26 protein-coding genes are annotated in these 23,434 nt (G+C 67.6%); 14 read left to right on the top strand and 12 right to left on the bottom strand.

What is annotated here, in order from left to right; genetic code table 11:
- Positions 1 to 69: 69 nt before the first annotated feature.
- The gene (locus ACWFRF_RS25075; RefSeq protein WP_452452511.1) at positions 70 to 888 is read left to right on the top strand and encodes a MerR family transcriptional regulator; all 819 of its coding nucleotides are present in this window, start codon (positions 70 to 72) and stop codon (positions 886 to 888) included.
- 135 nt (positions 889 to 1,023) lie between these two features.
- Here the strand turns inward: ACWFRF_RS25075 and ACWFRF_RS25070 are convergent, their stop codons facing one another.
- Complete coding sequence (locus ACWFRF_RS25070) at positions 1,024 to 2,334, bottom strand: phthiocerol/phthiodiolone dimycocerosyl transferase family protein (RefSeq protein WP_452452510.1); 1,311 nt, start codon at positions 2,332 to 2,334, stop codon at positions 1,024 to 1,026.
- A gap of 129 nt (positions 2,335 to 2,463) precedes the next feature.
- Complete coding sequence (locus ACWFRF_RS25065; RefSeq protein WP_378637754.1) at positions 2,464 to 3,864, bottom strand: glycine--tRNA ligase; 1,401 nt, start codon at positions 3,862 to 3,864, stop codon at positions 2,464 to 2,466.
- Positions 3,865 to 4,053: 189 nt separating this feature from the next.
- Here ACWFRF_RS25065 and ACWFRF_RS25060 point away from each other — a divergent pair, with 189 nt between their 5' ends.
- From ACWFRF_RS25060 to ACWFRF_RS25015, 10 genes are all read left to right on the top strand, one after another.
- Complete coding sequence (locus tag ACWFRF_RS25060; RefSeq protein WP_067456316.1) at positions 4,054 to 4,404, top strand: ArsR/SmtB family transcription factor; 351 nt, start codon at positions 4,054 to 4,056, stop codon at positions 4,402 to 4,404.
- A gap of 4 nt (positions 4,405 to 4,408) precedes the next feature.
- Positions 4,409 to 4,858, top strand: a complete 450-nt coding sequence (locus tag ACWFRF_RS25055) for a Fur family transcriptional regulator (RefSeq protein ID WP_379314523.1) — start codon at positions 4,409 to 4,411, stop codon at positions 4,856 to 4,858.
- 107 nt (positions 4,859 to 4,965) lie between these two features.
- Positions 4,966 to 5,259: a hypothetical protein gene (locus ACWFRF_RS25050; protein WP_452452508.1), complete on the top strand. Its 294-nt coding sequence runs from the start codon at positions 4,966 to 4,968 to the stop codon at positions 5,257 to 5,259.
- On the top strand, positions 5,259 to 7,118 hold the full coding sequence (locus ACWFRF_RS25045; RefSeq protein ID WP_452452507.1) for an alpha/beta hydrolase: 1,860 nt from the start codon (positions 5,259 to 5,261) through the stop codon (positions 7,116 to 7,118). Before ACWFRF_RS25050 ends, ACWFRF_RS25045 begins: the two co-directional genes overlap by 1 nt.
- A complete protein-coding gene (locus ACWFRF_RS25040; protein ID WP_452452505.1) occupies positions 7,115 to 7,630 on the top strand; it encodes a hypothetical protein in 516 nt (171 codons plus the stop codon). Before ACWFRF_RS25045 ends, ACWFRF_RS25040 begins: the two co-directional genes overlap by 4 nt.
- 2 nt (positions 7,631 to 7,632) lie before the next feature.
- Positions 7,633 to 8,301 (top strand): DUF3558 domain-containing protein, encoded by a 669-nt coding sequence (locus ACWFRF_RS25035; protein WP_452452503.1) that lies wholly within the window; start codon positions 7,633 to 7,635, stop codon positions 8,299 to 8,301.
- 12 nt (positions 8,302 to 8,313) lie between these two features.
- On the top strand, positions 8,314 to 8,694 hold the full coding sequence (locus ACWFRF_RS25030; RefSeq protein WP_378993894.1) for a hypothetical protein: 381 nt from the start codon (positions 8,314 to 8,316) through the stop codon (positions 8,692 to 8,694).
- Positions 8,691 to 10,025 (top strand): hypothetical protein, encoded by a 1,335-nt coding sequence (locus tag ACWFRF_RS25025; RefSeq protein WP_452452501.1) that lies wholly within the window; start codon positions 8,691 to 8,693, stop codon positions 10,023 to 10,025. The genes ACWFRF_RS25030 and ACWFRF_RS25025 overlap by 4 nt, the downstream gene beginning before the upstream one ends.
- On the top strand, positions 10,012 to 10,782 hold the full coding sequence (locus ACWFRF_RS25020) for an ESX secretion-associated protein EspG (RefSeq protein WP_452452499.1): 771 nt from the start codon (positions 10,012 to 10,014) through the stop codon (positions 10,780 to 10,782). The genes ACWFRF_RS25025 and ACWFRF_RS25020 overlap by 14 nt, the downstream gene beginning before the upstream one ends.
- 76 nt (positions 10,783 to 10,858) lie before the next feature.
- Positions 10,859 to 11,989 (top strand): Fic family protein, encoded by a 1,131-nt coding sequence (locus ACWFRF_RS25015; protein WP_452452497.1) that lies wholly within the window; start codon positions 10,859 to 10,861, stop codon positions 11,987 to 11,989.
- Positions 11,990 to 12,083: 94 nt separating this feature from the next.
- On the opposite strand, the gene ACWFRF_RS25010 is transcribed toward ACWFRF_RS25015, so the two are convergent.
- A complete protein-coding gene (locus ACWFRF_RS25010; RefSeq protein WP_452452495.1) occupies positions 12,084 to 13,058 on the bottom strand; it encodes a hypothetical protein in 975 nt (324 codons plus the stop codon).
- Positions 13,059 to 13,161: 103 nt separating this feature from the next.
- On the opposite strand from ACWFRF_RS25010, the gene ACWFRF_RS25005 reads away from it, so the two are divergent.
- Positions 13,162 to 13,770 (top strand): TetR/AcrR family transcriptional regulator, encoded by a 609-nt coding sequence (locus ACWFRF_RS25005; RefSeq protein ID WP_387447775.1) that lies wholly within the window; start codon positions 13,162 to 13,164, stop codon positions 13,768 to 13,770.
- Positions 13,771 to 13,879: 109 nt separating this feature from the next.
- Entirely contained in the window at positions 13,880 to 14,632 is a 753-nt protein-coding gene (locus ACWFRF_RS25000; RefSeq protein ID WP_387447773.1) for an LGFP repeat-containing protein, read from the top strand.
- A gap of 1 nt (position 14,633) precedes the next feature.
- Here the strand turns inward: ACWFRF_RS25000 and ACWFRF_RS24995 are convergent, their stop codons facing one another.
- The 9 genes from ACWFRF_RS24995 to ACWFRF_RS24955 form a co-directional block, all read right to left on the bottom strand.
- Entirely contained in the window at positions 14,634 to 15,239 is a 606-nt protein-coding gene (locus ACWFRF_RS24995) for a response regulator (RefSeq protein WP_378993880.1), read from the bottom strand.
- Positions 15,236 to 16,399, bottom strand: coding sequence for a sensor histidine kinase (locus ACWFRF_RS24990; protein WP_452452493.1), 1,164 nt, complete (start codon positions 16,397 to 16,399; stop codon positions 15,236 to 15,238). Before ACWFRF_RS24990 ends, ACWFRF_RS24995 begins: the two co-directional genes overlap by 4 nt.
- A 92-nt stretch (positions 16,400 to 16,491) precedes the next feature.
- Positions 16,492 to 17,277 (bottom strand): ABC transporter permease, encoded by a 786-nt coding sequence (locus ACWFRF_RS24985; protein ID WP_452452492.1) that lies wholly within the window; start codon positions 17,275 to 17,277, stop codon positions 16,492 to 16,494.
- 1 nt (position 17,278) lies between these two features.
- Positions 17,279 to 18,202 carry an ABC transporter ATP-binding protein gene (locus ACWFRF_RS24980; protein ID WP_452452490.1) on the bottom strand — a complete coding sequence of 308 codons (924 nt, stop codon included), beginning with the start codon at positions 18,200 to 18,202 and terminating at the stop codon, positions 17,279 to 17,281.
- 75 nt (positions 18,203 to 18,277) lie between these two features.
- A complete protein-coding gene (locus ACWFRF_RS24975) occupies positions 18,278 to 18,631 on the bottom strand; it encodes a YbjN domain-containing protein (protein WP_243655106.1) in 354 nt (117 codons plus the stop codon).
- Between the two features lie 77 nt (positions 18,632 to 18,708).
- Positions 18,709 to 19,524: an isoprenyl transferase gene (locus tag ACWFRF_RS24970; protein WP_452452488.1), complete on the bottom strand. Its 816-nt coding sequence runs from the start codon at positions 19,522 to 19,524 to the stop codon at positions 18,709 to 18,711.
- 53 nt (positions 19,525 to 19,577) lie between these two features.
- Complete coding sequence (gene recO, locus ACWFRF_RS24965; protein ID WP_452452486.1) at positions 19,578 to 20,360, bottom strand: DNA repair protein RecO; 783 nt, start codon at positions 20,358 to 20,360, stop codon at positions 19,578 to 19,580.
- A gap of 47 nt (positions 20,361 to 20,407) precedes the next feature.
- Complete coding sequence (locus ACWFRF_RS24960) at positions 20,408 to 21,007, bottom strand: TetR/AcrR family transcriptional regulator (protein ID WP_378993872.1); 600 nt, start codon at positions 21,005 to 21,007, stop codon at positions 20,408 to 20,410.
- The gene (locus ACWFRF_RS24955) at positions 20,994 to 21,860 is read right to left on the bottom strand and encodes an alpha/beta fold hydrolase (protein WP_452452484.1); all 867 of its coding nucleotides are present in this window, start codon (positions 21,858 to 21,860) and stop codon (positions 20,994 to 20,996) included. The genes ACWFRF_RS24960 and ACWFRF_RS24955 overlap by 14 nt, the downstream gene beginning before the upstream one ends.
- A gap of 142 nt (positions 21,861 to 22,002) precedes the next feature.
- On the opposite strand from ACWFRF_RS24955, the gene ACWFRF_RS24950 reads away from it, so the two are divergent.
- Positions 22,003 to 23,430: an amidase gene (locus ACWFRF_RS24950; protein ID WP_379315302.1), complete on the top strand. Its 1,428-nt coding sequence runs from the start codon at positions 22,003 to 22,005 to the stop codon at positions 23,428 to 23,430.
- Positions 23,431 to 23,434: the final 4 nt, after the last annotated feature.

Raw genomic sequence — 23,434 nt, 5'->3', positions numbered from 1 at the left:
CGGCGCGGCGAGGTCGACCGGTTCGCCCTTGACTCTCTCACCGTGTGAGGCCGTACACCGGAAGGCGTCATGTTCAGTATCGGAGATTTCGCCAGGCACGGTCAGGTGTCGGTGCGCATGCTGCGCCACTACGACGCGGTGGGTTTGTTGGCGCCCGCCAGAGTCGACGCGGCCACCGGGTACCGCTTCTATGCGGCGGCGCAGCTGGCCCGGCTCAATCGGCTCATCGCCTTGAAAGAGCTCGGGTTCACGCTGGAACAGGTGGGCAGAATGCTCGAGCCGGGGCCCGACGCGGCAGAACTGCGCGGCATGCTCACCTTGCGCCGAGCCGAGTTGGAACAGCGGATCGCGGCCGACCGTTCGCGGTTGACCGAAGTCGAAGCGAGACTCCGAATCATCGAAAAGGAGGGCGTCATGCCCGATCAGGATGTGGTGATCAAGTCGGTGCCCGCAGTCAGAGTGGCCGAATCGTCCAGCTGGGCTTCGGGATTCGAACCCCAGGCGATCAGCCCGGTGATCGGGCCGCTGTTCAGCGAACTGTCCGACCGGCTGGCCGCGGCCGGGATCACGATCGCCGGTCCCGCGATCGCCTACTACGACGCGCGTGACGACGGGACGGTCGGCGTGCACGCGTGTGTGCCGGTGAATGTGGAACCCGCTGCGGCACCGGACTTCTCGATCGTCGATCTGCCCGCGCTCGAACGCGCCGCGACCACCGTCCATCGCGGGAACGTGAGCGGGATCGGCGCGGCGTGGCAGGCGCTCGGTCGCTGGGTGGAGGACAACGGGCACCGCACCGGCGCGCCCGTCCGCGAAGTCACCCTGGAGTGGACGCCCGATCCCGATGGCTGGGTCACCGAGCTGCAGGAGCCTCTCGCACCGCGCTGAGGCGCGGCCGGCCCGTGCGATCCGCAGGCGAGATCCGTGCACCCAGCCTCCAGCGGTCGTGGCCGCCGGAATTCCCATCGACTGCGCCACTTGCGGCGGGGTGCCGCTCTGCGGAGCCGGGCCGTGCCGTCGGATTCAGGCGGTCGCGGCTTCCTGATCCGCGGATGACCAGGACAATTCCGCGGCGACGGCATCCAGCAGGTGGGCGGCGAGCGGGCCGCCACCCAATCGGCCGATGGTCAGTCGACCGAGATAGGTATAGACGAGGAAGGTGACCGCCGCGGACGCCCCCGTCGACGGGCGGGGGTGTGCGGAGAGGTAGACGATCTCGTAGTCGTCGAGAATCAGCCCGGCAGGGGCGCGGAACGGGGGCACCGTCCCGGTATTGGTGAGCGCGATATGCCCTGCGGTGGAGTGGATTCGATCGGGACCGAAGAAGTCGGGGAAGTGCAGAACGGACTGTTCGATCACCCCGTCGGCCAGGTCGTTGTGCAGGCTGGTGCCGATCCGGCGAGCGAGCACGACGAGGTCCGCGGTGTCGGCGGCATCGGTGGCGAACGCGGCCAGGCCGGACAGGTTGGTGCCGGCTTCCGCGGCGACCGCAGGGTCGAGGCGCCTGCGCAGGTCGACCGGATACATACACGAGACGTGGTCCGCGCCCGAGAGATCGCCGTACGCCCGCAACACCGCGGCGGTGACCAACCCGTTGACGCTCACCGCGTGCGCGCGAGCCAGCTCGAGCACCCGTGCGGTCGCGACGGTATCCAGCTGAATCCGCGCGGGCCGGGCCAACGTGGCCGGTGCGGCCTCCGCCCGCTCGATCCCACTCACCGAATCTGTGACGACGAGCGGACGCGCTACCGTCTCGAGTCCCGACCGCCGCCCACGCCGGATCCCCCGCTGCGCCAGCAGCACCTCGAGCGACGCCGGATACTCCCGCGTCGCACCGGCCGTGGTCTCCGACTCGGCGACCACGGTTGCCGTGTCCGCGATCTTCCCGGTCTCCACATAGTCGGTGTAGAAGCCCCACAGCCGCGCGAACAGTTCGACACAATGCCCCGCGTCGGCCACGCTGTGGTGCACGAACAACGTGACCCGAGCCCGATCCTCTTCGGCGAGAACCACATCCAGATAGGCCAATTGGGCCCCAGGATCCATGGACTCGGCCGGAATCCGCACCTCGTCGGGATCGCCGAAACTCACCCACGCGCCGACGGCCTCGATATCCCCCGGACGCAACAGGATTCCGTTCTCGTCGGCATCCTCGACGATCCGGCACACCAGAATCGGAAACCGCCGCTGCAATGCCGCGAAGGCCGCGCCGAGCCCGGCCGCGTCCAGTTCCCCGAGCACCGTGACCGACCGTCCGGTGAAGGTCGCGTGCCGCACGAATCGTTGTTCCGACGGGTCGAGCGCCCGCACCACGTCTTCCGGTTCCCACAGCACAACGAAGATCGTGAGGCAAGCGCCCACCCAACGCAAACCGTCAGCTACGCAGTGTGATCAACCGCCCAGTGCGCGGACGTGAAAGAGCCCGCACCGAGCTAGCGGTGCGGGCTCCGTCGACCTGACGGATCAGGCGCCGATCAGTCGTGCTGCCAGGTAGGACTCGACCTTGTCCAGGGCGATGCGCTCCTGGGCCATCGAGTCGCGCTCGCGGATCGTCACCGCGTGGTCGTCGATGGTGTCGAAGTCGACCGTGATGCAGAACGGGGTACCGATCTCGTCCTGACGACGGTAACGACGGCCGATGGCACCCGCGTCGTCGAAGTCGACGTTCCAGTTGCGGCGCAGCTGGGCGGCGAGGTCCTTGGCCTTCGGGGTCAGGTCGGCGTTGCGCGAGAGCGGCAGCACCGCGGCCTTGACCGGCGCGAGGCGCGGATCCAGACGCAGGCTGATCCGCTCTTCGGTCGTGCCCTTCGCGGTGGGCACCTGGTCGACGGTGTAGGCGTCGACCAGGAAGGCCATCAGCGAACGGGTCAGACCGGCGGCCGGCTCGATGACGTACGGCGTGTAGCGCTCACCGCTCGCCTGATCGCGGTAGCTCAGGTCGACGTTCGAGTGCTCCGAGTGCGTCTTGAGGTCGTAGTCGGTGCGGTTGGCGATGCCCTCGAGCTCGCCCCATTCGCTGCCCTGGAATCGGAAGCGGTACTCGATGTCGGTGGTGCCGGCCGAGTAGTGCGACAGCTTTTCCTTGGGGTGCTCGAACAGGCGCAGGTTCTCCGGGTCGATGCCGAGGTCGGTGTACCAGGACAGACGGGTGTCGATCCAGTACTTGTGCCACTCCACGTCCTCGCCCGGCTTGACGAAGAACTCCATCTCCATCTGCTCGAACTCACGCGTGCGGAAGATGAAGTTGCCCGGCGTGATCTCGTTGCGGAAGCTCTTGCCGATCTGGGCGATGCCGAACGGCGGCTTCTTGCGCGCGGTCTCCTGGACGTTCTTGAAGTTGACGAAGATGCCCTGCGCCGTCTCGGGACGCAGATAGTGCATGCCCTCTTCGTCGTCGACCGGGCCGAGGAAGGTCTTGAGCAGGCCGGAGAAGTTACGCGGCTCGGTCCACTTGCCGGGCTGGCCGGTGTCGGGATCGTTGATGTCGGCCAGGCCGTTGGCGGGCGGGTGGCCGTGCTTGGCCTCGTAGGCCTCGATGAGATGGTCGGCGCGGTAACGCTTGTGCGTGTGCAGCGACTCGACCAGCGGATCGGAGAAGGTAGCCACGTGGCCCGAGGCCTCCCAGACCTGGCGCGGCAGGATCACCGAGGAGTCGAGACCGACGACATCGTCGCGGCTGGTGACCATGGTCCGCCACCACTGCCGCTTGATGTTGTCCTTCAGTTCGACGCCGAGCGGACCGTAGTCCCACGCCGACTTGGTGCCTCCGTAGATCTCACCGCACGGGTAGACCAGACCCCGGCGCTTGGCGAGGTTGGCAACGGTGTCCACCTTCGACTTGGGTGCCACGCGAGATTTCTCCATCCACTGCGAGTCGGAATTGTTCGGCATGCCGTACCGGTGTTCGATGCGGCCTACCGTACGTAAGTGGGTCCAGCGTATCGGGACGCGTCCAGTGGGTTTGCAGCAGCCGAGGTGTCCGCGCGGCGCGTCATTTGACATGCGCAATTATGCATATCAAAATGGAATCTGTTTCCATTAAGGAGTTGGTTGATGACCACCGAGGCCGCGCCCGCGCACCCGCACAACCCGTACCACTCCCCCGCCCCCGCCGCCGTGCCGTCGCGCACGGTCCTGGAGGACGCGGGCGAGCTGCTGCGGGCACTGGCCGCGCCGGTACGCATCGCCATCGTGCTCCAGTTGCGCGAGTCGCCGCGCTGCGTGCACGAGCTGGTCGACGCGCTCGGCGTCACCCAGCCGCTGGTCAGCCAGCATCTGCGCATTCTCAAATCGGCGGGCGTGGTGCACGGCGAACGCTCGGGCCGCGAGGTGCTCTACGAACTCGTCGACGACCATCTGGCGCATATCGTGGTCGATGCCGTCGCCCATGCCGAGGAAGGGTAATCCGTTGGCAGACAACACCTCCGCGAAGCAGGTCGGGGTCCGCAGCACCCGCCAGCGCAGTGCCATCTCGGCCCTGCTCGACAATATCGACGAGTTCCGCTCGGCGCAGGAATTGCACGACGAGCTGCGCAAACGCGGTGAGGGCATCGGCCTGACCACCGTCTACCGGACTCTCCAGTCCCTGGCCGACGCGGGCATGGTCGACGTGCTGCGCACCGACACCGGCGAATCCGTCTACCGCCAGTGTTCGAGCGGCCACCATCACCACCTGGTGTGCCGCCAGTGCGGGCGCACCGTCGAGGTCGAGGGCCCGACGGTCGAGGCATGGGCCGAGACCATCGCGAGCGAACACGGCTTCACCGAGGTGAGCCACACACTCGAGATCTTCGGCACCTGCCGCGAGTGCGTGCGCAGCCGAACCGATGCGGCGAGAGACGAACCCGCATCCGTGTGACTCACATCACATGATGGAACTTTCGCTTCGCGAGCCCCGTCCAACCTTCACGAAGGGACCGGCCCGCACGGGCGCGCAGTCCTCTCGGCAGCGAAGGAGGGGACATCGTGAGCGGGACCCTGGGCGTCGAGCCCGATCAGTTGACGACGATGGCGACGACCTGGCGTCGGGAGGCGGCCGAAGTCGACGCGCTGAGCTGGACGGCCGCGAGCGAGGCGACCGGCGACGGCAATGACGTGCTCGCCGCCGTACGCGGGCTGTCCGACCCGGCTTCGCAGGCCACGGACTCGATCGCGATCCGGTACACGACGCTGGCCGACCTCGTCGACAAGTTCTCCGCCGATATCCAGGCAAGAGACGCCGAGACCGCGGGCGAAATCGGAAAGCTCGGTACCCGCTGATGCGGCCGACCATCCCCCAACTCGACACCTGGAATCTCGAGGGCCTGCACCGCGCCGGGGAAGCCGCCCGCGCCAACGCCGACATCCTCTCGAACTCCGTCGACGACTGCTCGCGCGCGATCTCGGCCGCGGGTAGCTGGTACGGACAGACCAAAGACGCGGCCTCGCGGCGCATCGATGAGGAAGTCGATCACGGCTACGAGGTGCGCACCGTGCTGCTCCGTGTGGCCGACGACGCCGAAGACGCCTACCAGGGCCTGAAACACGCCAAAACCTATGTGCTGGAACAGAAGAACCTCGCCGTCGGGCAAGGTTTCGTGGTCGCGCCCGACGGCCGGGTGACCCATTCCGATCCGAAAGAGGAGGGCGCCGCAGGAGTTTTCCAGCTCAACCTGCTCAGTGGGCTGGACGAGCTCGAACGCCTCGACAACCTGTTCGGCGCCAGGCTGCGGGAATCGATGGGCGACCTCGGGGCGATGCGCGACGGGCAGCCCGACATCACCCTCGCCGACGGTTCGATGCGGGATCCGGACGCGGTCGCGATCCAGCTGGCGTCGATGTCGCCGGACGATCGGGCGACCTTCCTGGCCGGGTTGAGTCCCGAAGCGCAACGTCAGCTGGTGATCGCGGCGCCGGAGAAGCTGGGCAATCTGAACGGCGTGCCGTTCGTGATGCGGATCGAGGCCAACGAGATCAATGTCCGCAACGCGCTGACGTCGGAGAAGGCCAAGCCGAATCGAGACGAATCGCGGGTGAAGCAGCTGGAAGCGATGCTCGCGCCCATCCCGAATCCCGAAGGTGCGGGCACGCTCGACACCACCGCCGCCGCGACCGGCGAAACAGCGACACCGCAGCTGGGCATGGTCGACCGCAAGTTCGTCATGTTCAGCACCGAGGGCAACGGGCGGATGATCGAGATGGTCGGCGAGATGAAGTCGGGCGCGCCCGGTGTGGGGGTGTATGTGCCCGGCACCAGTACGAATCTCAACGGCTCCGGGTCGAATCACGTGGCCGCGTGGAATCTCGCCGATCAGACGGGCGGCCCGATTTTCCTGTACATGGAGGGCGACTTCCCGCAGAGTCTGACCAGCCTTTCCGACGGGGCGCCGAGCCCGAAATTCGCCGCGGACATGGCGCCTCGGCTTGTCGACTTCGGCCGCGAAATCGACCGGGAAGTCGGTGCGACCGCGCCGGGGACGCCGGTTTCCTATGTGGGACATTCCTACGGCGGTTCGATCGTCGGCTCGGCCGAGCAGTTGGGTCTGCGCGCTGACCGCATCCTGCACGCTTCTTCGGCGGGCACCGGCGTTTTCGACACGGGCTGGAACAACCCGAACCCGAGTGTCCAGCGGTATTCGATGACGGCACCCGGCGACCTGATCGGGGTGGTGCAGTCGTATCCCGAAGGCGGACTCAGCATTCCGGGCGCATTCACGATTCCCGGAAACCCCCACGCGTCCGCCGAATTGGGCGGTGATCCCGACGAGGTACCCGGCGTAACACGACTCGATACCGGCTTCTACAGCGACACCTCCCGAAACCACCCCACCGAGGTCGTCTTCGGTACCGACGGGCACGGGAAGTACTGGGACGACCCGAGATCGACAGCGTTTCAGAACATCGTCGGCGTTATCGAAGGATCGACCGCGACCGCGTATGTCGAACGAGGAATCGAAACACCGTACGTCGACATCGGTTTGGGAGACAACGGCGACGGAGGCAAGGAGGGGTTCGACGCAGCGAAGGCAGCTGCTGCCGCTCGCCTCGCAGCAGCCCTCGGCAATCCCGACCTCGACCCGTACGCCGATCCCCGCATCACCGACAATGCCGATCCCGGCCGAACGATCGACATCAAATGACGAGAACAACGATCGTGGCCTGCATCCTGATGATCACTGCGGGCGTCACGGGATGCAGTGGTTTCATCCACGAAGGTCCGACCAACCAGCGGATCAAAGACACCACGGGGCTGACCGTCGCCGAGGCAGGCGCGATTGTCGAGCGCAATTTCGAGCTCATCTGGCCGCAGAAGGGCCCCGTCGAGATCGCGAATCTGACCTCACCGGGCACAGGCTGCCGAACGAACCCGAACTCTCTGATGTCCGAGGGTCCGCCGTGGCGGCCCCGGTACACGATGGAGGAAGTGAACCCGCCCCAGGAGTTCATCGACCGAGCGATGGCGAATCTCGAAGCGATGACCACACGCGGCTTCACCCTCGTACCGAGCCAGCGGCCCGACAACGACCCGGTGAACCGGCTCTACCGCGACTCGACCGGCTACACCGTCGCATCGTTCCGGGATACCTCCGTTGGGCCGAGGAAAGAGGTGCGGTTCTCGATGACCGCGTCCTCACCCTGCGCGGCGGAGTAGGCGTGACCTTTCGCGATGCGCATCAGCGTGACTACGATCTTCGGAGCGGGGACGTCATGAACGAGCACCGGTTCTGTGGGAGGGACGAAGACATGGCAGTTCGAGGTGCGGCGGCGAGGGTGTTCGGCGTTGTCACGGTGGCGGGGTTGGCTGTCGTGGGCTGCGGTGATGGGGAGCAGGGAACGGCTACTCCGCAGACGAGCGGTGTGAGTGTGGCGGCGAGTCCTACTTCGGTGGATGCCGAGGCGAAGGTGTGGGATCCGTGTTCGTTGCCGGATTCGGCTGTCAGCGCGGTCGGGATGAACGTGGGAAGCAAGAAGAAAGATGTCGCGGGAGTGGACTTCACTGGATGGAAGGTCTGCAACTGGACGGACTCGGCTAAGAAGTACACCTTCTCCGTGATGTCGTCTGCGCACACGCTTGCCGAGTCCAGGCAGCGAACCAGCGAATACACCGGATGGGCCGACCTCCAGGTCGGATCCCGCAATGCGCTCGAGTTCAAACCGATCGGCTCCGCGAACGACGTCGCTTGCTATGTCAGTGTCGAAGTGCCTGCCGGATCGGTCGATTTCAAGGTGCAGAACCGCGTCAGCGCTGAAGGGGCCAGCGAACCTTGCGGCGAGGCCCGGCGACTGAGCACCGCACTGGTTCAGTACTTGCCCACAAGCTGAGGGGGACAGCTGATGGTGCTCGGCATAGATCCGACTCAATGGAGCCGACTACTCGGTCAGGCAGAGGCCGGTCAACTGTCACTGGATCCCGAGACAGGCAAAGACCTCGATCGCGTGTGCGACGACCACTTGGACCGGCTCGAGGAGGTCTACGAGATGGTCGAAAGTGTGCGACGAGTCGGCGGGTTCGGCTCCTTCGACTCGAGCAAGATCCTCGAGAACAAGTTCTCGCTCACCGCAGCCGGAGGTGATCGTGCGTTGGATACAGTGATCAGGCAGCACATCGAAACGGTCAAAACAGCCAAAGAGGTTGTGGCCAAAGCGATTGCGAACTTCGTCGCCCAAGACGAAGCGACCGGTGCCGAGATCTCCGCGACAGGAGAACACCTGTGACCTACGAGGACTACAAGAGCAAGGTGATCGCAGCTCAGGAGCAGTGGAATACCGAGCGGGCCAAGATCTACGACCGCCAGCTCGTCGGCAACTACGCCACGATCTTCGGCGGCGACATCCAACCCCCGCACATCACCACCCCTGACAACTACGACAGCATGACGCTAGAGCAGATGCAGGCGGCGGTCGCGGCGATGAAACCACAGCTGGTCGATGACGCGGTAACCGCGTGGGCGAATATCGGTGGCGCGCTGATGGGCACCTTCACCGGGTTCAACCAGCAGTTCGCCCGCACCGTCACCGGCGCGGGCGGCCACGGCGGATGGACGGGCGCGGCAGCTTCCGCCGCCGTCGCGGCCGTGAACAACTATGCGCAGCAATCGATTCCACTCTCTCAGGCCGCGACTGCGATCAGCCTCAAACTGACCGAGATGCGCACCGGGATCGAGCAGACCCAAGCGTTGATGCCCGGCCTCACCGAGCGCACCAACGTCACCGGCAAGTCGTTGCCCGCCGACGGTGTGATGAAGGTCGACGATCACAACCGCGACGAAGCCACCCAGGAGGGCAGGCGGATCTTGCGCTCCGTGTACAGCCAGGTCGCCGGCCAAACCGACAACGGCGTTCCCTTCTTGCCGACCGCGCCGACCATCGCCGACGACGGTGGACCGGGCAGCAACAGCGAGACGAATGCCGTGGACAGTCAAGGTGGTTCGACCGCAGCTGGCAACGAAACCGAAGACCCGGCAGCGGGAACGAACGGCGACAGCGCGACACCCGAGGGTGCCGCTACCGAACCGCCTTCCACCACAACCTCTTCGACAGACGCGGGCTCGACCACACCCCAGAGCGCCACCACCACACCGCAATCCACCACCCCCACCACAACAGCTCCGAACACCACCGCGCCGACCAACGCTGGTGCAACTACGCCAGGCGTCGGCACACCCGGTGTCGGCGCCCCGGGCACCGGCGCCCCTGGCTCCGGCAGACCCACCGGCAACGGGCCCGGCGGATCTGGCACCCCACGCGGCAGCGGCACCCCGACCAGCGCCACTCCCGGCCGAAGCACCCCTGGCACCCCGTCCCCCGCTGCCGCGGCAGCAACCGGAACCCGCGCGGGCACCACCTCCGCCACCGGTCGCGGCGCAGCGGGCGTGGGCGGCATGGGCGCACCGGGCACAGGTCGCGGCAACTCCGACGACGAACGAACCAAGGACATCCCCGACTACCTGATCACCCAGGAGAACGGTGACCTCCTGCTCGGCGCGGACCAGATCAGGACCGTGCCCCCGGTGATCGGCGGAGACGACGACAGTGCACCGCGCTGAATTCACCGGCATCGAATTCGAGATCCTGTGGTCCGGCTACGGCCGTGACCGCCTCCCCTATCCGCTCCAATACCGCACCGACATCGCCGAATTCGACGAGCTGAAGCAGCACCGGGAAGCCGCGGTGGACGCCCTCCTCCGCAAATACGACCCGGCGGTGGAACGCGCCCTCGCCGTTCTGCTCGACCCCGATGCCAGGGTCGAATCCAAAGGCTATGTGGGACAGGACAACGCGAACATCATCCGCTTCCACGGCGCGATCCGCGGCACGGTCGGCGCCACCCTGCAACAGGCGCCGGGCGCCGCGGAGGACACCGGCGCCGACGTCACCCTCACCTACTGCACCCCCAGCCAGGTGGCAGCCCTGACAGTCGCTGCCCTCCCCCGCACGAAGCCTGGCAAGAAGGCGCCGGTCGAGGTCCGCCGAGACCAGCTGTCCGTCGAAGAAGACCACTTCGAATACCGCGCGGGCCGCCTCAGCTCGGCCGACCAACTCAACCGCATGTTCCACCGGCCCCGCCGAGCCTTCGGCGAGATCTCGGCCCTGTCCGGCCCCGCCCTCGACTCGCGCCCCACCCCCGCCCGCACCTTCTGGTGGATGGACTACCCCGACGGCCGCTACTACGTGAAAACCGGCGACCCCATCGTCGCCGAACCCCTCCCCACCGACCGCATGATCGCCGGCATCTACCGCATGCTCACCCGAGCCCAGCGCTACCACCAAGAATTCGGCACCGACGACTACCGCACGGGGTAACCGCACCGCGCACGATGCAGCGATTACCCGCCTATTCGCTTCAAATTATGCAGCGAATAGGCGGTAATATCGCTGCATGACGAACCGTGGGTACATCTGGGAGGCGACGAACTGGCCTCGCTTCACCTACGACGCCGTTCTGCTCGCCAAACCGACGGCAGAGGTCGCGCTCGCCCAGGGGCGCCTGCACGGTCGACTCACCCACGCCGACGACGCCACACAGGAACGCGCGGGGTTGGAAGCGCTGACCACAGACGTCGTGCAGTCGAGCGCCATCGAAGGCGAGTTACTCGATGCGGCGTCGGTCCGGTCGTCCATCGCTCGCAGGCTCGGTGTCGATATCGGCGCGACAACGCCCACCGACCGCCGGGTCGACGGTGTCGTCGATATGGTCCTCGACGCCACCCGCCATCACGACCAACCGGTGACGGCGGAGCGCCTGTTCGGCTGGCACGCAGGACTCTTTCCCACGGGCTACTCCGGCATCTCACGAATCCGGGTGGGCGGCTGGCGAACCGATGAGACCGGACCGATGGAGGTGATCTCCGGACCATACGGTCGGCAGCAAGTCCACTTCGAAGCCCCACCCGCCTCCCGCCTCGACGACGACATGCACCGCTTCCTGATGTGGCTCGACGCGGAAACCCCCGAACCCGCGGTGCTGAAAGCCGGCCTGGCACACCTATGGTTCGTGACGATTCATCCCTTCGATGACGGAAACGGCAGAATCGCACGTGCGATAGGCGATCTCGCCTTGGCCCGTTCCGAACACAGCCCTCGCCGGTTCTACAGCCTGTCCGCCCAGATCCAGCGCGATCGCAAAAACTACTACGCCATCCTCGAAAGCACCCAACGCGGCGACCTCGATGTCACCGCCTGGCTGCTCTGGTTCCTCGATGCGCTACTCCAGTCCATCAACAACGCCGACCGAACCATCGACGCAGCGCTCGCGAAAGCCCGCTTCTGGCGCACGTGGCACACCACGGCGATGAACCCCCGTCAAACCGAAATGCTCAACCGAATCCTGGACGGCTTCAACGGAAACCTGACAACCCGCAAATGGGCGATCATCACCAAAACGTCCCAGGCCTCCGCCCTCCGCGACATCAACGAACTCATCGAGCTCGGCGCCTTGCGACGCTCCGACTCGAGCGGCCGAAGCACATCCTACGAACTGACGGAAATCGCCGAGCCGAACACGGAGTAGCTGCCGAATCTCCGCAGCCACAGGCTCCGCTCGACATCAGAGCCAAAACGCTCCGCACGAGAGTTGGTCGTGCGGAGCGTTTTCGCGGGGCGGGTCAGGCGGGTACTGCCACCGGTTCGGGAGATGTGGTCGGCGTGGTCAGCTGGCGGGAGCGGAGGGCGCCGAGGCCGAGGAGGGCGACTCCGCCCGCGGCCCAGGCGAGTAGGACGGTGAGGGGGGCGAGGGCGCCGGCACCGTCGAAGTAGGCGACCGAGCGGAGCAGGGCGGCGGCGGCGCCCGGGGGGAGCAACTGGCCGATGGTGCCCCAGGGCTGGGGCAGGAGTTCGGGGGCCGAGGTAGCGGCGGAGAACGGGTTGCCCACCAGCAGCATGGTGAGGGCGCCCAGGCCGATGCCGGGGCGGCCGATCGCGGCGGCCAGGCCGACGATGACGGCGGCGACGGTAAAGGAGGCCAGGCCCGCGATGGCGGCCAGTTCGAGGTAGGAGCCGGGCAGGATCGAGAGCCAGGTGTGGAAGATCAGGGTGCTCAGGAGCCCGCCCGCGATACCGAAGGCGGCCAGGCCGGCGAGCCGGGACCCGAAGGCGGGGACCAGCAGGGTGAGCAGGATGCCCGCTGCCATACCGGACATGACCAGCGGCAGGACCATCGAGCCGAAGCCCGCGCCGCGCTGGTCGTCGGGATCGACGGCGATCACGTCCTCGACCGGAGCGACGGGGATACCGCTGAGTTGTTGCGCCACGGCGGTGAGCTGCTGGGCGACGGCGGGCGAGGCGGCGGAGGCGACCAGGACCTGCGGTGCGCCGTTGCCGGTGACGACAGCGCCGTAGATCTCGTTGTCGGCCATCGCGTTTCGCGCCTGCTGCGCGTCGGCGACGGTGATGATCTCGAAGGCCTCGGGATCGCGCTGCCGCAGTTGCTGGGCGACCGGGGCGGAGCCAGGACCCGCGACGGCGATCGGCAGATCACGCGGGCCGATATTGACGGCGGGCCAGGCGAAAGCGATGAGCATCAGGGCCTGGATCGCGGTGGCCGCGAGGCCGAGAGCTACTGCTCGGCGGGTGATCGTCATGCGATTTCTCCCATTAAAGCGAATGTTCGTTCTTTTTGATGTTCCTACCGTGACACCGCCCACCTCGCTTGTCAAGAACGGACATTCGTTTTACTTTTGACCCATGCCCCGAGTCAGCGAAGAACACCTGGAACGCCGCAGGCAGCAGATCCTCGACGCCGCGCAGCTGTGCTTCGCCAGGAAGGGCTTCCACGAGACCTCGATGCAGGACGTATTCGCCGAATCGCAGATGTCGGCGGGCGCGGTCTACCGGTACTTCGCCAGCAAGAACGAGATCATCGCCGCGCTCGTGCAACGCACGATGGGGCCGCTGCGCGAGCGGCTCGCCGAGATCATCCGCACCGAGACCGCGCCTCCCCCGGCGGAGGTCATCCGACTGCTGACCACCGAGATCGTCAAACGCAGTGGGCCAGAGGGACCGCTGCGGCTCGCCCCACAGGCGTGGGCGCTCGCGCTGGTCTCGGACGAGGCGGCCGTCCCGGTACGCGCGGCCATCGCGTCGATGCGCGCGTTGTGGTTCGAGTACGCGGACCGATTGTGCGAGTCCGGCTGGCTGCCACCGGGCACCGATTCCGACGCGATCGCCAAAACGCTCATCGGGCTGCTGCCCGGCTTCATCCTGCAGCACCTCCTGCTCGCCGACGTCGACCCGGAGGATTTCGCCCGCGGTCTCGAGGTCATGCTGCCGGGACCTCCGCACCATCCCCGGTGAGCAAGGCCACTGTTGCCACCGCCGCCGAACGGGTAGGTTCGGGTGCGGCACCGGAGGGGGTCCCGAGCGCCGGACATCGTTGAATACCGATCCGACCAGGGAGTTTCCTGTGACTTTGCACCGTCGAACCCTTCGATCACGCGGCCTGACCGCGCTGGCAGCCGTGACCGTTGTGGCCGCGCTGCCCGCGGCGATGGCAGGCACCGCGCAGGCCAGGATGATCGGCGGATTCGAGGTGGGCGGCGCGATCGAGACCGAATACGACCAGGCGGGCGGCCCGGCGCTGGGCGAGCCCACCTCCCCGGAAGCCGACGCGGCAGCCGGCGGCAAGTACCAGACCTTCGCCAACAACGCGGCCATCTACTGGCATCCCGACACCAACGCCAACACCGTCTCGGGTCAGATCCGGGACAAGTTCGCCGAGACGGGCAACGAGTCGGGCAAACTCGGCTACCCCACCACCCGCGAGGAGTCCACCCCGTCGGGCGGCGGTCGCTTCAACCACTTCCAGAAGGGCTCGATCTACTGGTCCGTCGGCACCGGCGCACACCAGATCAGCGGCCCGATCCGCGACAAGTGGGCGGCGCTGGGCTGGGAATCGAGCCCGCTGGGTTTCCCGCTCACCGACGTGTCCGCGGCGGGCAAGGGCGACGGCCAGTTCACCATGTTCCCGACCGGCGCCATCTACTGGACGTCGAAGACCGGCGCGCACGCGGTGTGGGGCAGCATCCAGGCCGACTGGATCCGCGCGGGCGGCGAAAACGGCCGCTACGGCTATCCCACCAGCGACGAGTACGACTACCAGGGCGGCAAGGCTCAGGATTTCACGGGCGGCAAGATCACCTGGAAGCCCGAGCGCTGAGCTACAACCAGCCCTGACGCTGCGCCGCCAGAATCGCCTCCGCGCGGTTGCGGGTGCCGGTCTTGCCGATGGCGGCCGAAAGATGGTTGCGCACAGTCCCTTCCGAGAGGTGTAAGCGCTCGGCGATGGCCCCGGCCGCCGAACCGTCGGCGGCCGCGGCGAGCACCTGACGCTCCCTGGCCGTGAGCGGAGAGGTTCCGGCAGTGAGGGTCTCGGTCGCCAGCGCCGGGTCGACGACGCGTAGTCCCAGGTGTACCCGGCGGACCGCGTCGGCCAATTCCCGTGCGGGAGTGTCCTTCACGACGAACCCGCTCGCGCCCGCATCGATGGCGCGGCGTAGGTAGCCGGGGCGCCCGAACGTGGTGACCATGAGGATTCGCACGCGCGGGTGTTCGGCGTGCACGCGGGCGGCGACCTCGATGCCGTCCAGGCCGGGCATGTCGATGTCGAGCAGTGCCACGTCGGGGCTGGTGCGGGTCACCGCGGCCAGGACTTCGTCGCCGCGGCCGACTTCGGCGACCACTTCGAGGTCGGATTCCAGACCGAGTAGGGCGGCAAGCGCGCCGCGCACCAGTGCCTGGTCGTCGGCGAGCAGCAGCCGGATCATCGGACACTCCCTTCCGCGGGCACTGTCGCCAGCAGGCCGACGCCGCCGCCCGGTGGCGTCGACATGGTCAGCGTGCCACCGGCCGCGCGCAGTCGCTCGGCCAGCCCGCGCAAACCCGAACCGGACGGTGCGGTGACGTCGCAGCCACGGCCGTCGTCGGTGATCTCGATGCTGTTCTCGGTAACGACCACGGTGCAGTGCTGGGCCGCACTGTGGCGCACGACGTTGGTCACCGCCTCGCGCAGTACCCAGCCGAACAGCTCACTGTGCCGAGTGTCCACCATCGTCGAATCGGGCAGTACAGCAACGATCTCGGCTGCGGTCAGCGCGGTGTGCGCGGTGGCGAGTTCTCGGCGCAAGCTCACCTCACGCAGACCACCCACGGTGTCGCGCACCCCGGCGAGCGCCTCGCGGGCCAAGCGTTCCACATCGGCGAGTTCGGTCTTGGCGCGCGCCACGTCGACATCGATAAGGCGTTGCGCGAGTTCGGTTTTGATGGTGATCACCGTGAGGGAATGGCCGAGGATGTCGTGCACATCGCGGGCGACCCGATTGCGCTCGGCCTCGATCGCCAGGTCGGCACGCTGACGGCGGGTGATCGCCTGTAGTCGCCTGCCGCGCAAGCCGATCTCTCTGGCGAGCCAGATCACCGGTGGAATCACCGCGAGCACCAGCGCCGTGCCACCGAGCCACCGACCCGGCGCGAACACGGGCATCGCCACCATCGTCGCCGATACCGCCACCACCACGACCAACGAGAGCCGGGTGGGCAGCGAGAAGATCGCGACCGCGGCGACGTAGAGCACGGTCGGGAGCGCGGCCGCGCCGAGCAGCGCCATCATCACCACCGACAACGCGGCCATGCCTGCGAGCAACGGCCAGATCCGCGGATCGACAGACCGCGGATCGTCCTGCTCGTCCCAGTCGAGTCGGCGGAAGACGACGAACGCCGTCACGATCAGCCCGCCGAACGCCAGCACGGCTGCCGTCGCACCGACCGACCGCACCGTGCCGTGCTCGACCCAGCTGTCGTAGATCTGCGGTACCAGGTACAGCAACCATCCCGCCGCGAGCGCGGCACCGAACCACCCGCGGCGCATGCCGCTGGTATCGGTCGCCCCGGTGCCGAACACCCGGTCGACGAAGTCACCCGAACTCACGAGCAATCCCTTCTCACACCACTTGCGCAACCACGCGGGCCGACCCGGCGAGTACCGACGGTACCCACGAATCGGCCCGCGTGATCGTTCGTTCAACGAGCGGTGTCCCGGCGGAACAGCGCGGCCGCGCCCACCACGAACACCGCGGTCCACGCGACGACATTCACCACGGCCAGCGCGACGGTGCCCGCACCGGTGTCACCGAACGGGGTACGCACCAGGGTGGCGACCCCGTAGGTCGGCAGCACCTTCGACACGGCGGCGAACCACCCGTGGATCGGGAAGAACAGCCCGCCCGCGAACGACAGCATCGCCAGTCCGGGGCCGAGCAGTTGCATGACGTTCTCGGAGGGCAACAGGTAGCCCATGAGCAGACCGAAGGCCGCGAACACCAGCGAGCACACCCAGGCGAGCAGGAAGCAGGCCACCCAGGCCACCGGCGTCAGGCTCGCCCCGCAGAACGCGCCGACGACGAACACCGTCGTCACCGCCACCAGCCCCAGCGACATCGCGACCGCGATCTTCGTCGCCACGTAGGCCACCGGCCGCAGCGGTGTCAGCCGCAGCTGGCGGGTCCAGCCGTGGGCACGTTCGACCGCCACCATCGCGCCGCCGCTGGTAGTCGCGAGCAGGGCGCCGTAGAGCGCCATCGACACCATGATGTAGCCGGTGACGTTGCCCGAACCGAAGGACTCGTCCCGGTTTCCACCCTGGAGACCGAAGATCACGAAGAACACCGGCGGCATGATCAGGGTGAAGATCAGGGTGCGCCGGTTGCGGAGCATGCGGCGAAGTTCGAGCGAGAGAAAAGCCGGGCTGAAGCCGCCGAGGCGAGGTGTGCGCACCGGTTTCGTCGCGGTGCGGGTTGTCTCGATCATGTCAGCGCTCGCCTTCGGGTGCGGAGGTCAGCGCGAGGAACGCCGATTCCAGGTTGTGGGTGGTGATTTCGATGTCGTGGGCCGCGGTGTGGGTGAGCAGGAAACGGGCGATGTCATCGGAATCTCTGGCCTGCACCAGGATTCGATCACCGCGCAGCTCCACCTGCTCGACACCGGGCAGCGCGGACAGGTGGGCCGGGTCGGCACCGGGCAGGGTGGCCGCCACGGTCCGGCCGACGGTCAGGTTCTTGATCTGGGCGGCGCTGCCGTCAGCGACGATACGACCGGCACGCACCAGCACGATCCGGTCGGCGTAGGCATCGGCTTCGTCGAGATAGTGGGTGGCGAACAGCACGGTGCGGCCACTCACGGCGTCTTCGCGCATGGCCGCCCAGAAATCGCGTCTGCCCGACACGTCCATGCCGGTGGTGGGTTCGTCCAGCACGATCAGGTCCGGATCGGGCAGCAGTGCCAGCGCGAACCGCAGCCGCTGCTGCTGGCCACCCGAGCACCTTCCGACGAGGCGGTCGGCGATATCGGCGATGCCCGCCCGCTCGAGGACTTCCGGCGCCGGCCGCGGCCGGGCGTGCAGGGCGGCGACCAAGCGAACGGTTTCGCCGACGGTGAGGTCGGGCAGCAGCCCACCCGACTGCAGCACCGCGGCCACCCGCCCGGCCCGCACGGCATCCTCCGGCGCTTCGCCGAAGACCGCGACCGTGCCCGAATCGGGAGCGGTCAGGCCGAGGAGCAGGTCGATCGTGGTCGACTTACCCGCACCGTTGGGGCCGAGGAAGGCAACGATCTCGCCCGGCGCCACGGTCAGGTCGAGACCGTCGACGGCGCGGACCGGACCCGTGGTTCCGGGAAAGGATTTGCGCAGGTCGCGCAGCTCGATGGCCGCGCTGGATGTTCGTGGTGAAGGCATGGTTCAAGATTCGCGCGAACGAGGCCGCGAAACCTGAGCCGACTGTCACCATTCGCCCATGACAGGTGTCACGGGTTACGGCGCGAGCAACCCCTGCCGGGCTCGGCTCGCACCGGACAGCGCGAGCAGCAGCATGGTGGTGAGTGCCCCGTCGTCCAGACCTTCGGCGGGGAAGGTGTAGCGCAGAATGACGTCGCCCAGCTGACCACGAGCGATCAGCGTGACCGAACCGAACTGGATCTCGTTGTTGCGTTCGGCGACGCGCTTGTGCAGGGCCGCCTTGAGCGGACGATCCCAGGCCAGCACGCTGGTCAGCGACAGCACGGTGAGGCCGGGCGCGAGGGTGACGGCGCGGATCGAGCACAGGGCGCCGTCGTATTCGAAGCCCAGCGACCCGTCCGCGTCCACCCGCACATCGACGTCCTGCATCTGCAGGCACGCGCCGGTGCGCGCCTGCAGGTCGATTTCGGGTGAGACCGTGGTATCCATCTCGGCTCCGTCGTCACTCATTTGGCGCCACCGAAGCGGCGATCGCGCTTGGCGTATTCCAGGCACGCGTCCCACAGGTTACGCCGGTCGAAGTCGGGGAAAAGCGTGTCCTGGTACACGAATTCGGCGTAGGCCGCCTGCCAGATCAGGAAGTTCGAGCTGCGGAACTCGCCGGAGGGGCGAAGGAACAGATCGACATCGGGCATATCGGGTTCGTCGAGGTACTTCGCGACGGTGGCCTCGTCGACCTTCTCCGGGTCGATCTCACCCGCAGCCACCCGGCGCGCGATTTCCCTTGCGGCGTCGGCAATTTCGGCACGACCACCGTAGTTGACGCACATGGTCAGCGTCATCACGTCGTTGTCCTTGGTGAGCTCTTCGGCCACCTCGAGTTCCTTGATCACGCTGCGCCACAGGCGAGGCCGACGCCCGGCCCAGCGCACCCGCACTCCCATGTCGTGCATCTCGTCGCGGCGGCGACGGATCACGTCGCGGTTGAAGCCCATCAGGAAGCGCACTTCGTCGGGGCTGCGTCGCCAGTTCTCCGTGGAGAAGGCGTAGGCCGACAGCCACTTGACACCGATCTCGATACAGCCTTCGACGGAGTCCATGAGCACGGCTTCGCCGCGTTCGTGTCCGGCGGTGCGCGGCAGGCCACGCTCCTGGGCCCAGCGGCCGTTGCCGTCCATCACCAGCGCGACGTGGTTGGGAACGAGCTCGGGCGGGATCGCGGGCGGACGCGCGCCGGAGGGATGCTGGGACGGCGGGCGCACGGTGCGGGTGCCGTCCTTGCTCGCGGGAGAAGTGTCACGACGCAGGATCACGGCATCCATCCTGCCTGATCGCCGGGCACGGGCTGCACGGGCTCCAGGGTTCGAGCGTTCGCTCAGCCGACCCGGCCCACGACCGCGGCGTCGGACCGGTCCGCGGGATCGATGCGGGATCGCTCGATCAGCGGCAGCGTGCGCAGCTGGCGTTCCAAATGCCACTGCAGGTGTGCGGCGACGAGACCGCTGGCCTGGCGGCGGACGTTGTCGGGCACGCCGTCGATGTAGGCCCACTCCCCCTTCAACAGCGCGACGAGCAGATCGAGTACGCCGGTGATGGGGGTGCTCGCGCCCGGCGGACGACAGTGCACACAGACCGCGCCGCCCGCTGCCACATGGAAGGCGCGGTGCGGGCCGGGGGTCGCGCAGCGGGCGCATTCGTCGAGCGCGGGCGCCCACCCGGCGAAACCCATGGCGCGCAACAGGTACGCGTCCAGGATCAGTTCGTGGGGTCGCTGTTTGGCGGCGATCGCGCGCAGGGCACCCGCGGTGAGTACGTGCAGTTTCGGGGCGGGTGCGCGTTCTTCACCCGCGAGACGCTCGGCGGTTTCGAGGATCGCGCACGCGGTGGTGTAGCGGCCGTAGTCGTCGATGATGTCGGCGGCGAACGCCTCCACGGTGATGACCTGGGTGACGATGTCGAGCGTGCGCCCGGGGTGCAACTGCACATCGATGTAGGAGAACGGCTCGAGCCGCGCCCCGAACTTCGATTTGGTGCGCCGCACCCCCTTCGCCACCGCCCGGACGAGCCCGTGTTGCCTGGTCAGGAGCGTGACGATGCGATCGGCCTCGCCCAGCTTGTGCTGGCGAACCACTACCGCCTCATCCCGATACAACCGCACGCGCCCAGTCTTCCATGTGCGCCCGACACCGCGGTCACGGACACGGATCAGGACTGGAGCAGACCGGCGATGAGGAGCAGCAGCGATTGCTGGGTTTCGATGCGAGCACGGTCGGGGTCATCGGCGTGGGCGACGATGAGCGAGGCTTCGGTGATGGCGCTGAGCAGGAGTTGCGCGAGTACCGGAACGGGGGCGACCGGGATCAGGCCCGCGTCGGTGGCACGTTGCAGTTCGTCGGTGATGAGGCCGAGTCCGTGGCGAGCTTCGAATTCGCGGAAAGCGGGCCAGCCGAGGACGGTCGGGGCGTCCATCAACACGATGCGCAGCATTTCCGGGCGAGCGCAGATGTCGAGAAAACGCGCCAGACCCGCGGTCATGCCACCGATGATGTCGGCGCGGTCGACAGCGGCGACAGCGCTCGCGATCTCCTCGGTGGCCTCGGTCTCGACCTGTTCGAGGACCGCGAGGAACAGTCCGCGCTTGTCGCCGTAGTGGTGGTGCAGGGCGCCGCGGGTGACACCGGCGGCGGCCACCAACTGCTCGGCCGACGTACCGGCGAAGCCGCGCTCGGCGAACAGGCGACGGCCTGCCTGCTCGAGCGCGGCTCGGGTGACCCGGGAGCGATCCTCCTGACTACGGCGCTGCATGCAGCCGAGTGAACTCCACGATCAGTTCGGTGAGCAACTCCGGCCGGTCCTCGGGGATGAAAGTGTAGGAATTGTCGAGGGTGCGCAGGCTCGCCCGCGGGAGATCGGCGGCCAGCCGTTCGGCCAGCGCCATCGGGAACAGTTTGTCCTCGGTCGACCAGACCACCAGCACCGGCACATCGACCGTGCCGAAGCGTTCGGCGGCGGCCACGGTGCATCGATTGTCGACACCGGCGGCGAAGCGGCGCAGATCATCGCGGATGGCGGCGTTGCGCCGGGCAGACCCCAAATAGGACTGCGCGATCTCTTGCGGCAGTTCATGTTTGGTGACCAGCCCGAATCCGAGTGGCAGGCGCTGCATGAACCCGAAGCGCATCGGCGCCAGCAGCGGCCGGATCACGCCGGGAATCTTCGCCAGCTTCAGCAAGCCCGCGAAGGGCTGCGGCGGGAACACTTCGTAGCAGTCGACGGCGGCCAGGACGACGCGGCCGATCCGTTCCGGTCGGCGGGTCATCAGGATCTGGGTGAGCGCACCACCGGTGTCGTTGGCGACGATCGTGACATCGGTGAGGTCGAGCGCGTCGAGGAACTCGGCGATCAGGTCCGCGATGCCGGTGGGACTGAGATCGGCGTCGGGCATCGGGATGGTGTGGGATCCGAGCGGCCAGTCGGGCGTGAGGCAGCGGTGGCCTGCGGCGGCCAGACCGGGCACGACCCCGCGCCAGATATCGGCGTTGACGAGCAGTCCGTGGACGAAGACGACCGGCGATCCGGAGCCGGTGTCGTGGTAGCGGATGCGGCCGGATGACAGGGCGATCTCGCGTGCCGGGCCGAGTGCTGAGCTGATTCCCATGGGGTCCTCCCCTGGTCGAATGCTGGGCACGTCCACTGTTACATACATCCCGTATGTATGTCTATACCCACCCTAGGGGATGTGGACGGGTGACCAGGTTCGCGTTACGGTCGAGCCACGCACCTGCAGAGACGGAGCTCACATGTCCGCGCCCGACCACATCGCGCCGAATTCCTCGGCCGATCTCGGCCTCACCGAGCTGTCCTCGGCCGTGGCCGACGGCAGTATTTCCTCGGTCGTCGCCGTCGCCGACGCGCTCGACCGGATCGAGGCGTCGCAGCCGTCGCTCAACGCGTTCCGGGTCGTCCGTCGCGACGCCGCGCTGCGGGAGGCGGCCGAGGCGGACGCGAGGTTGGCGGCGGGTGTGCGGCTGCCGCTGCTGGGTGTGCCGATCGCGGTCAAGGACGACACCGACATCAGCGGCGAAGTCACCGCCTTCGGGTGTGGTGGGGAGTTCACGCCGAAATCCGCGGACGCCGAATCGGTGCGCCGGTTGCGCGCGGCGGGTGCGGTGATCGTCGGCAAGGCCAATACCTGCGAGCTGGGACAGCTGCCGTTCACCAGCGGTGACGCGTTCGGCCACACCCGCAATCCGTGGGATCGCACGCGCACGCCGGGTGGGTCATCGGGCGGGTCCGCGGCGGCGGTCGCGGCCGGATTGGTCCCCGCCGCGCTGGGTTCCGACGGCGCGGGGTCGGTGCGTATCCCGGCCTCGTGGACCAACCTGATCGGGATCAAGCCGCAGCGAGGGCGCATCTCCACCTGGCCGCTGGCGGAGGCGTTCAACGGGCTCACCGTCAACGGACCGCTCGCGCGCACTGTGCGGGACGCGGCGCTGCTGCTCGACATCGCCGCCGGACCGCACGAGGGCGACCGGCACAAGCCCGCGCCCATCGAGGCGAGCGCGGCCGTCGGGCGCGATCCCGGCAAGCTCAGAATTGCGCTCTCCCTGAGCATTCCGTACACCGCGACCACCACCGCGCTCGATCCACAGATCGCGGCCGCCGTGCACGCGCTGGCCGCCACCCTGCGCACGCTCGGCCATACCGTCACCGTGACAGACCTGCACTACGGGTTGATGATCGGCGCGTCCTTCCTGCCACGATCACTGGCGGGGATCAGCCGGGTGCACCGGGACATGCCGGGCGCGGTCGTCGACCCGAGGACCACCACCAATGCGCGCATCGGGCGCGTGCTCAGCGGACCCGCACTCACCGCCGCGCGTCTCGCGGAACCCCTGCTGCACAAGCGCATCGGCTCGTTCTTCGACGACTACGACCTGGTGCTGGCGCCGACCACCGCGACCCCTCCCCCGCAGGTGGAGGAGATCGATGGCATCGGCTTCGGTGCGACGAACAATCTGATCACCGCCGCGTGCCCGTACACCTGGCCGTGGAACGTGCTCGGCTGGCCGAGCGTGAACGTGCCCGCCGGCTTCACCGACGCCGGACTGCCGATCGGTGCGCAACTGATGGGCACCGCGGACAGCGAACCACTGCTGATCTCGCTTGCGGCCCAGCTGGAATCGGAACTGCACTGGGAACGTCACCGCCCCGCGCAGTGGTGGTGACCGT

It is taken from the genome of Nocardia sp. NPDC055165, assembly GCF_053606985.1.
The sequence above is the reverse complement of the archived record's forward strand: the minus strand, read 5'-3'. Positions and strand labels throughout refer to the sequence as shown.

Coding starts and splice junctions, on each gene's coding strand:
- ACWFRF_RS24980 (WP_452452490.1), bottom strand. CDS start 18,202: ATGCCTTCACCACGAACATCCAGCGCGGCCATCGAGCTGCGCGACCTG.
- ACWFRF_RS25005 (WP_387447775.1), top strand. CDS start 13,162: ATGCCCCGAGTCAGCGAAGAACACCTGGAACGCCGCAGGCAGCAGATC.
- ACWFRF_RS24975 (WP_243655106.1), bottom strand. CDS start 18,631: ATGCAGGACGTCGATGTGCGGGTGGACGCGGACGGGTCGCTGGGCTTC.
- ACWFRF_RS24955 (WP_452452484.1), bottom strand. CDS start 21,860: ATGGGAATCAGCTCAGCACTCGGCCCGGCACGCGAGATCGCCCTGTCA.
- ACWFRF_RS25010 (WP_452452495.1), bottom strand. CDS start 13,058: ATGACGATCACCCGCCGAGCAGTAGCTCTCGGCCTCGCGGCCACCGCG.
- ACWFRF_RS25075 (WP_452452511.1), top strand. CDS start 70: ATGTTCAGTATCGGAGATTTCGCCAGGCACGGTCAGGTGTCGGTGCGC.
- ACWFRF_RS24960 (WP_378993872.1), bottom strand. CDS start 21,007: ATGCAGCGCCGTAGTCAGGAGGATCGCTCCCGGGTCACCCGAGCCGCG.
- ACWFRF_RS24970 (WP_452452488.1), bottom strand. CDS start 19,524: ATGGATGCCGTGATCCTGCGTCGTGACACTTCTCCCGCGAGCAAGGAC.
- ACWFRF_RS25045 (WP_452452507.1), top strand. CDS start 5,259: ATGCGGCCGACCATCCCCCAACTCGACACCTGGAATCTCGAGGGCCTG.
- ACWFRF_RS25030 (WP_378993894.1), top strand. CDS start 8,314: ATGGTGCTCGGCATAGATCCGACTCAATGGAGCCGACTACTCGGTCAG.
- ACWFRF_RS25015 (WP_452452497.1), top strand. CDS start 10,859: ATGACGAACCGTGGGTACATCTGGGAGGCGACGAACTGGCCTCGCTTC.
- ACWFRF_RS24950 (WP_379315302.1), top strand. CDS start 22,003: ATGTCCGCGCCCGACCACATCGCGCCGAATTCCTCGGCCGATCTCGGC.
- ACWFRF_RS24985 (WP_452452492.1), bottom strand. CDS start 17,277: ATGATCGAGACAACCCGCACCGCGACGAAACCGGTGCGCACACCTCGC.
- ACWFRF_RS25040 (WP_452452505.1), top strand. CDS start 7,115: ATGACGAGAACAACGATCGTGGCCTGCATCCTGATGATCACTGCGGGC.
- ACWFRF_RS25060 (WP_067456316.1), top strand. CDS start 4,054: ATGACCACCGAGGCCGCGCCCGCGCACCCGCACAACCCGTACCACTCC.
- ACWFRF_RS24995 (WP_378993880.1), bottom strand. CDS start 15,239: ATGATCCGGCTGCTGCTCGCCGACGACCAGGCACTGGTGCGCGGCGCG.
- ACWFRF_RS25065 (WP_378637754.1), bottom strand. CDS start 3,864: ATGGAGAAATCTCGCGTGGCACCCAAGTCGAAGGTGGACACCGTTGCC.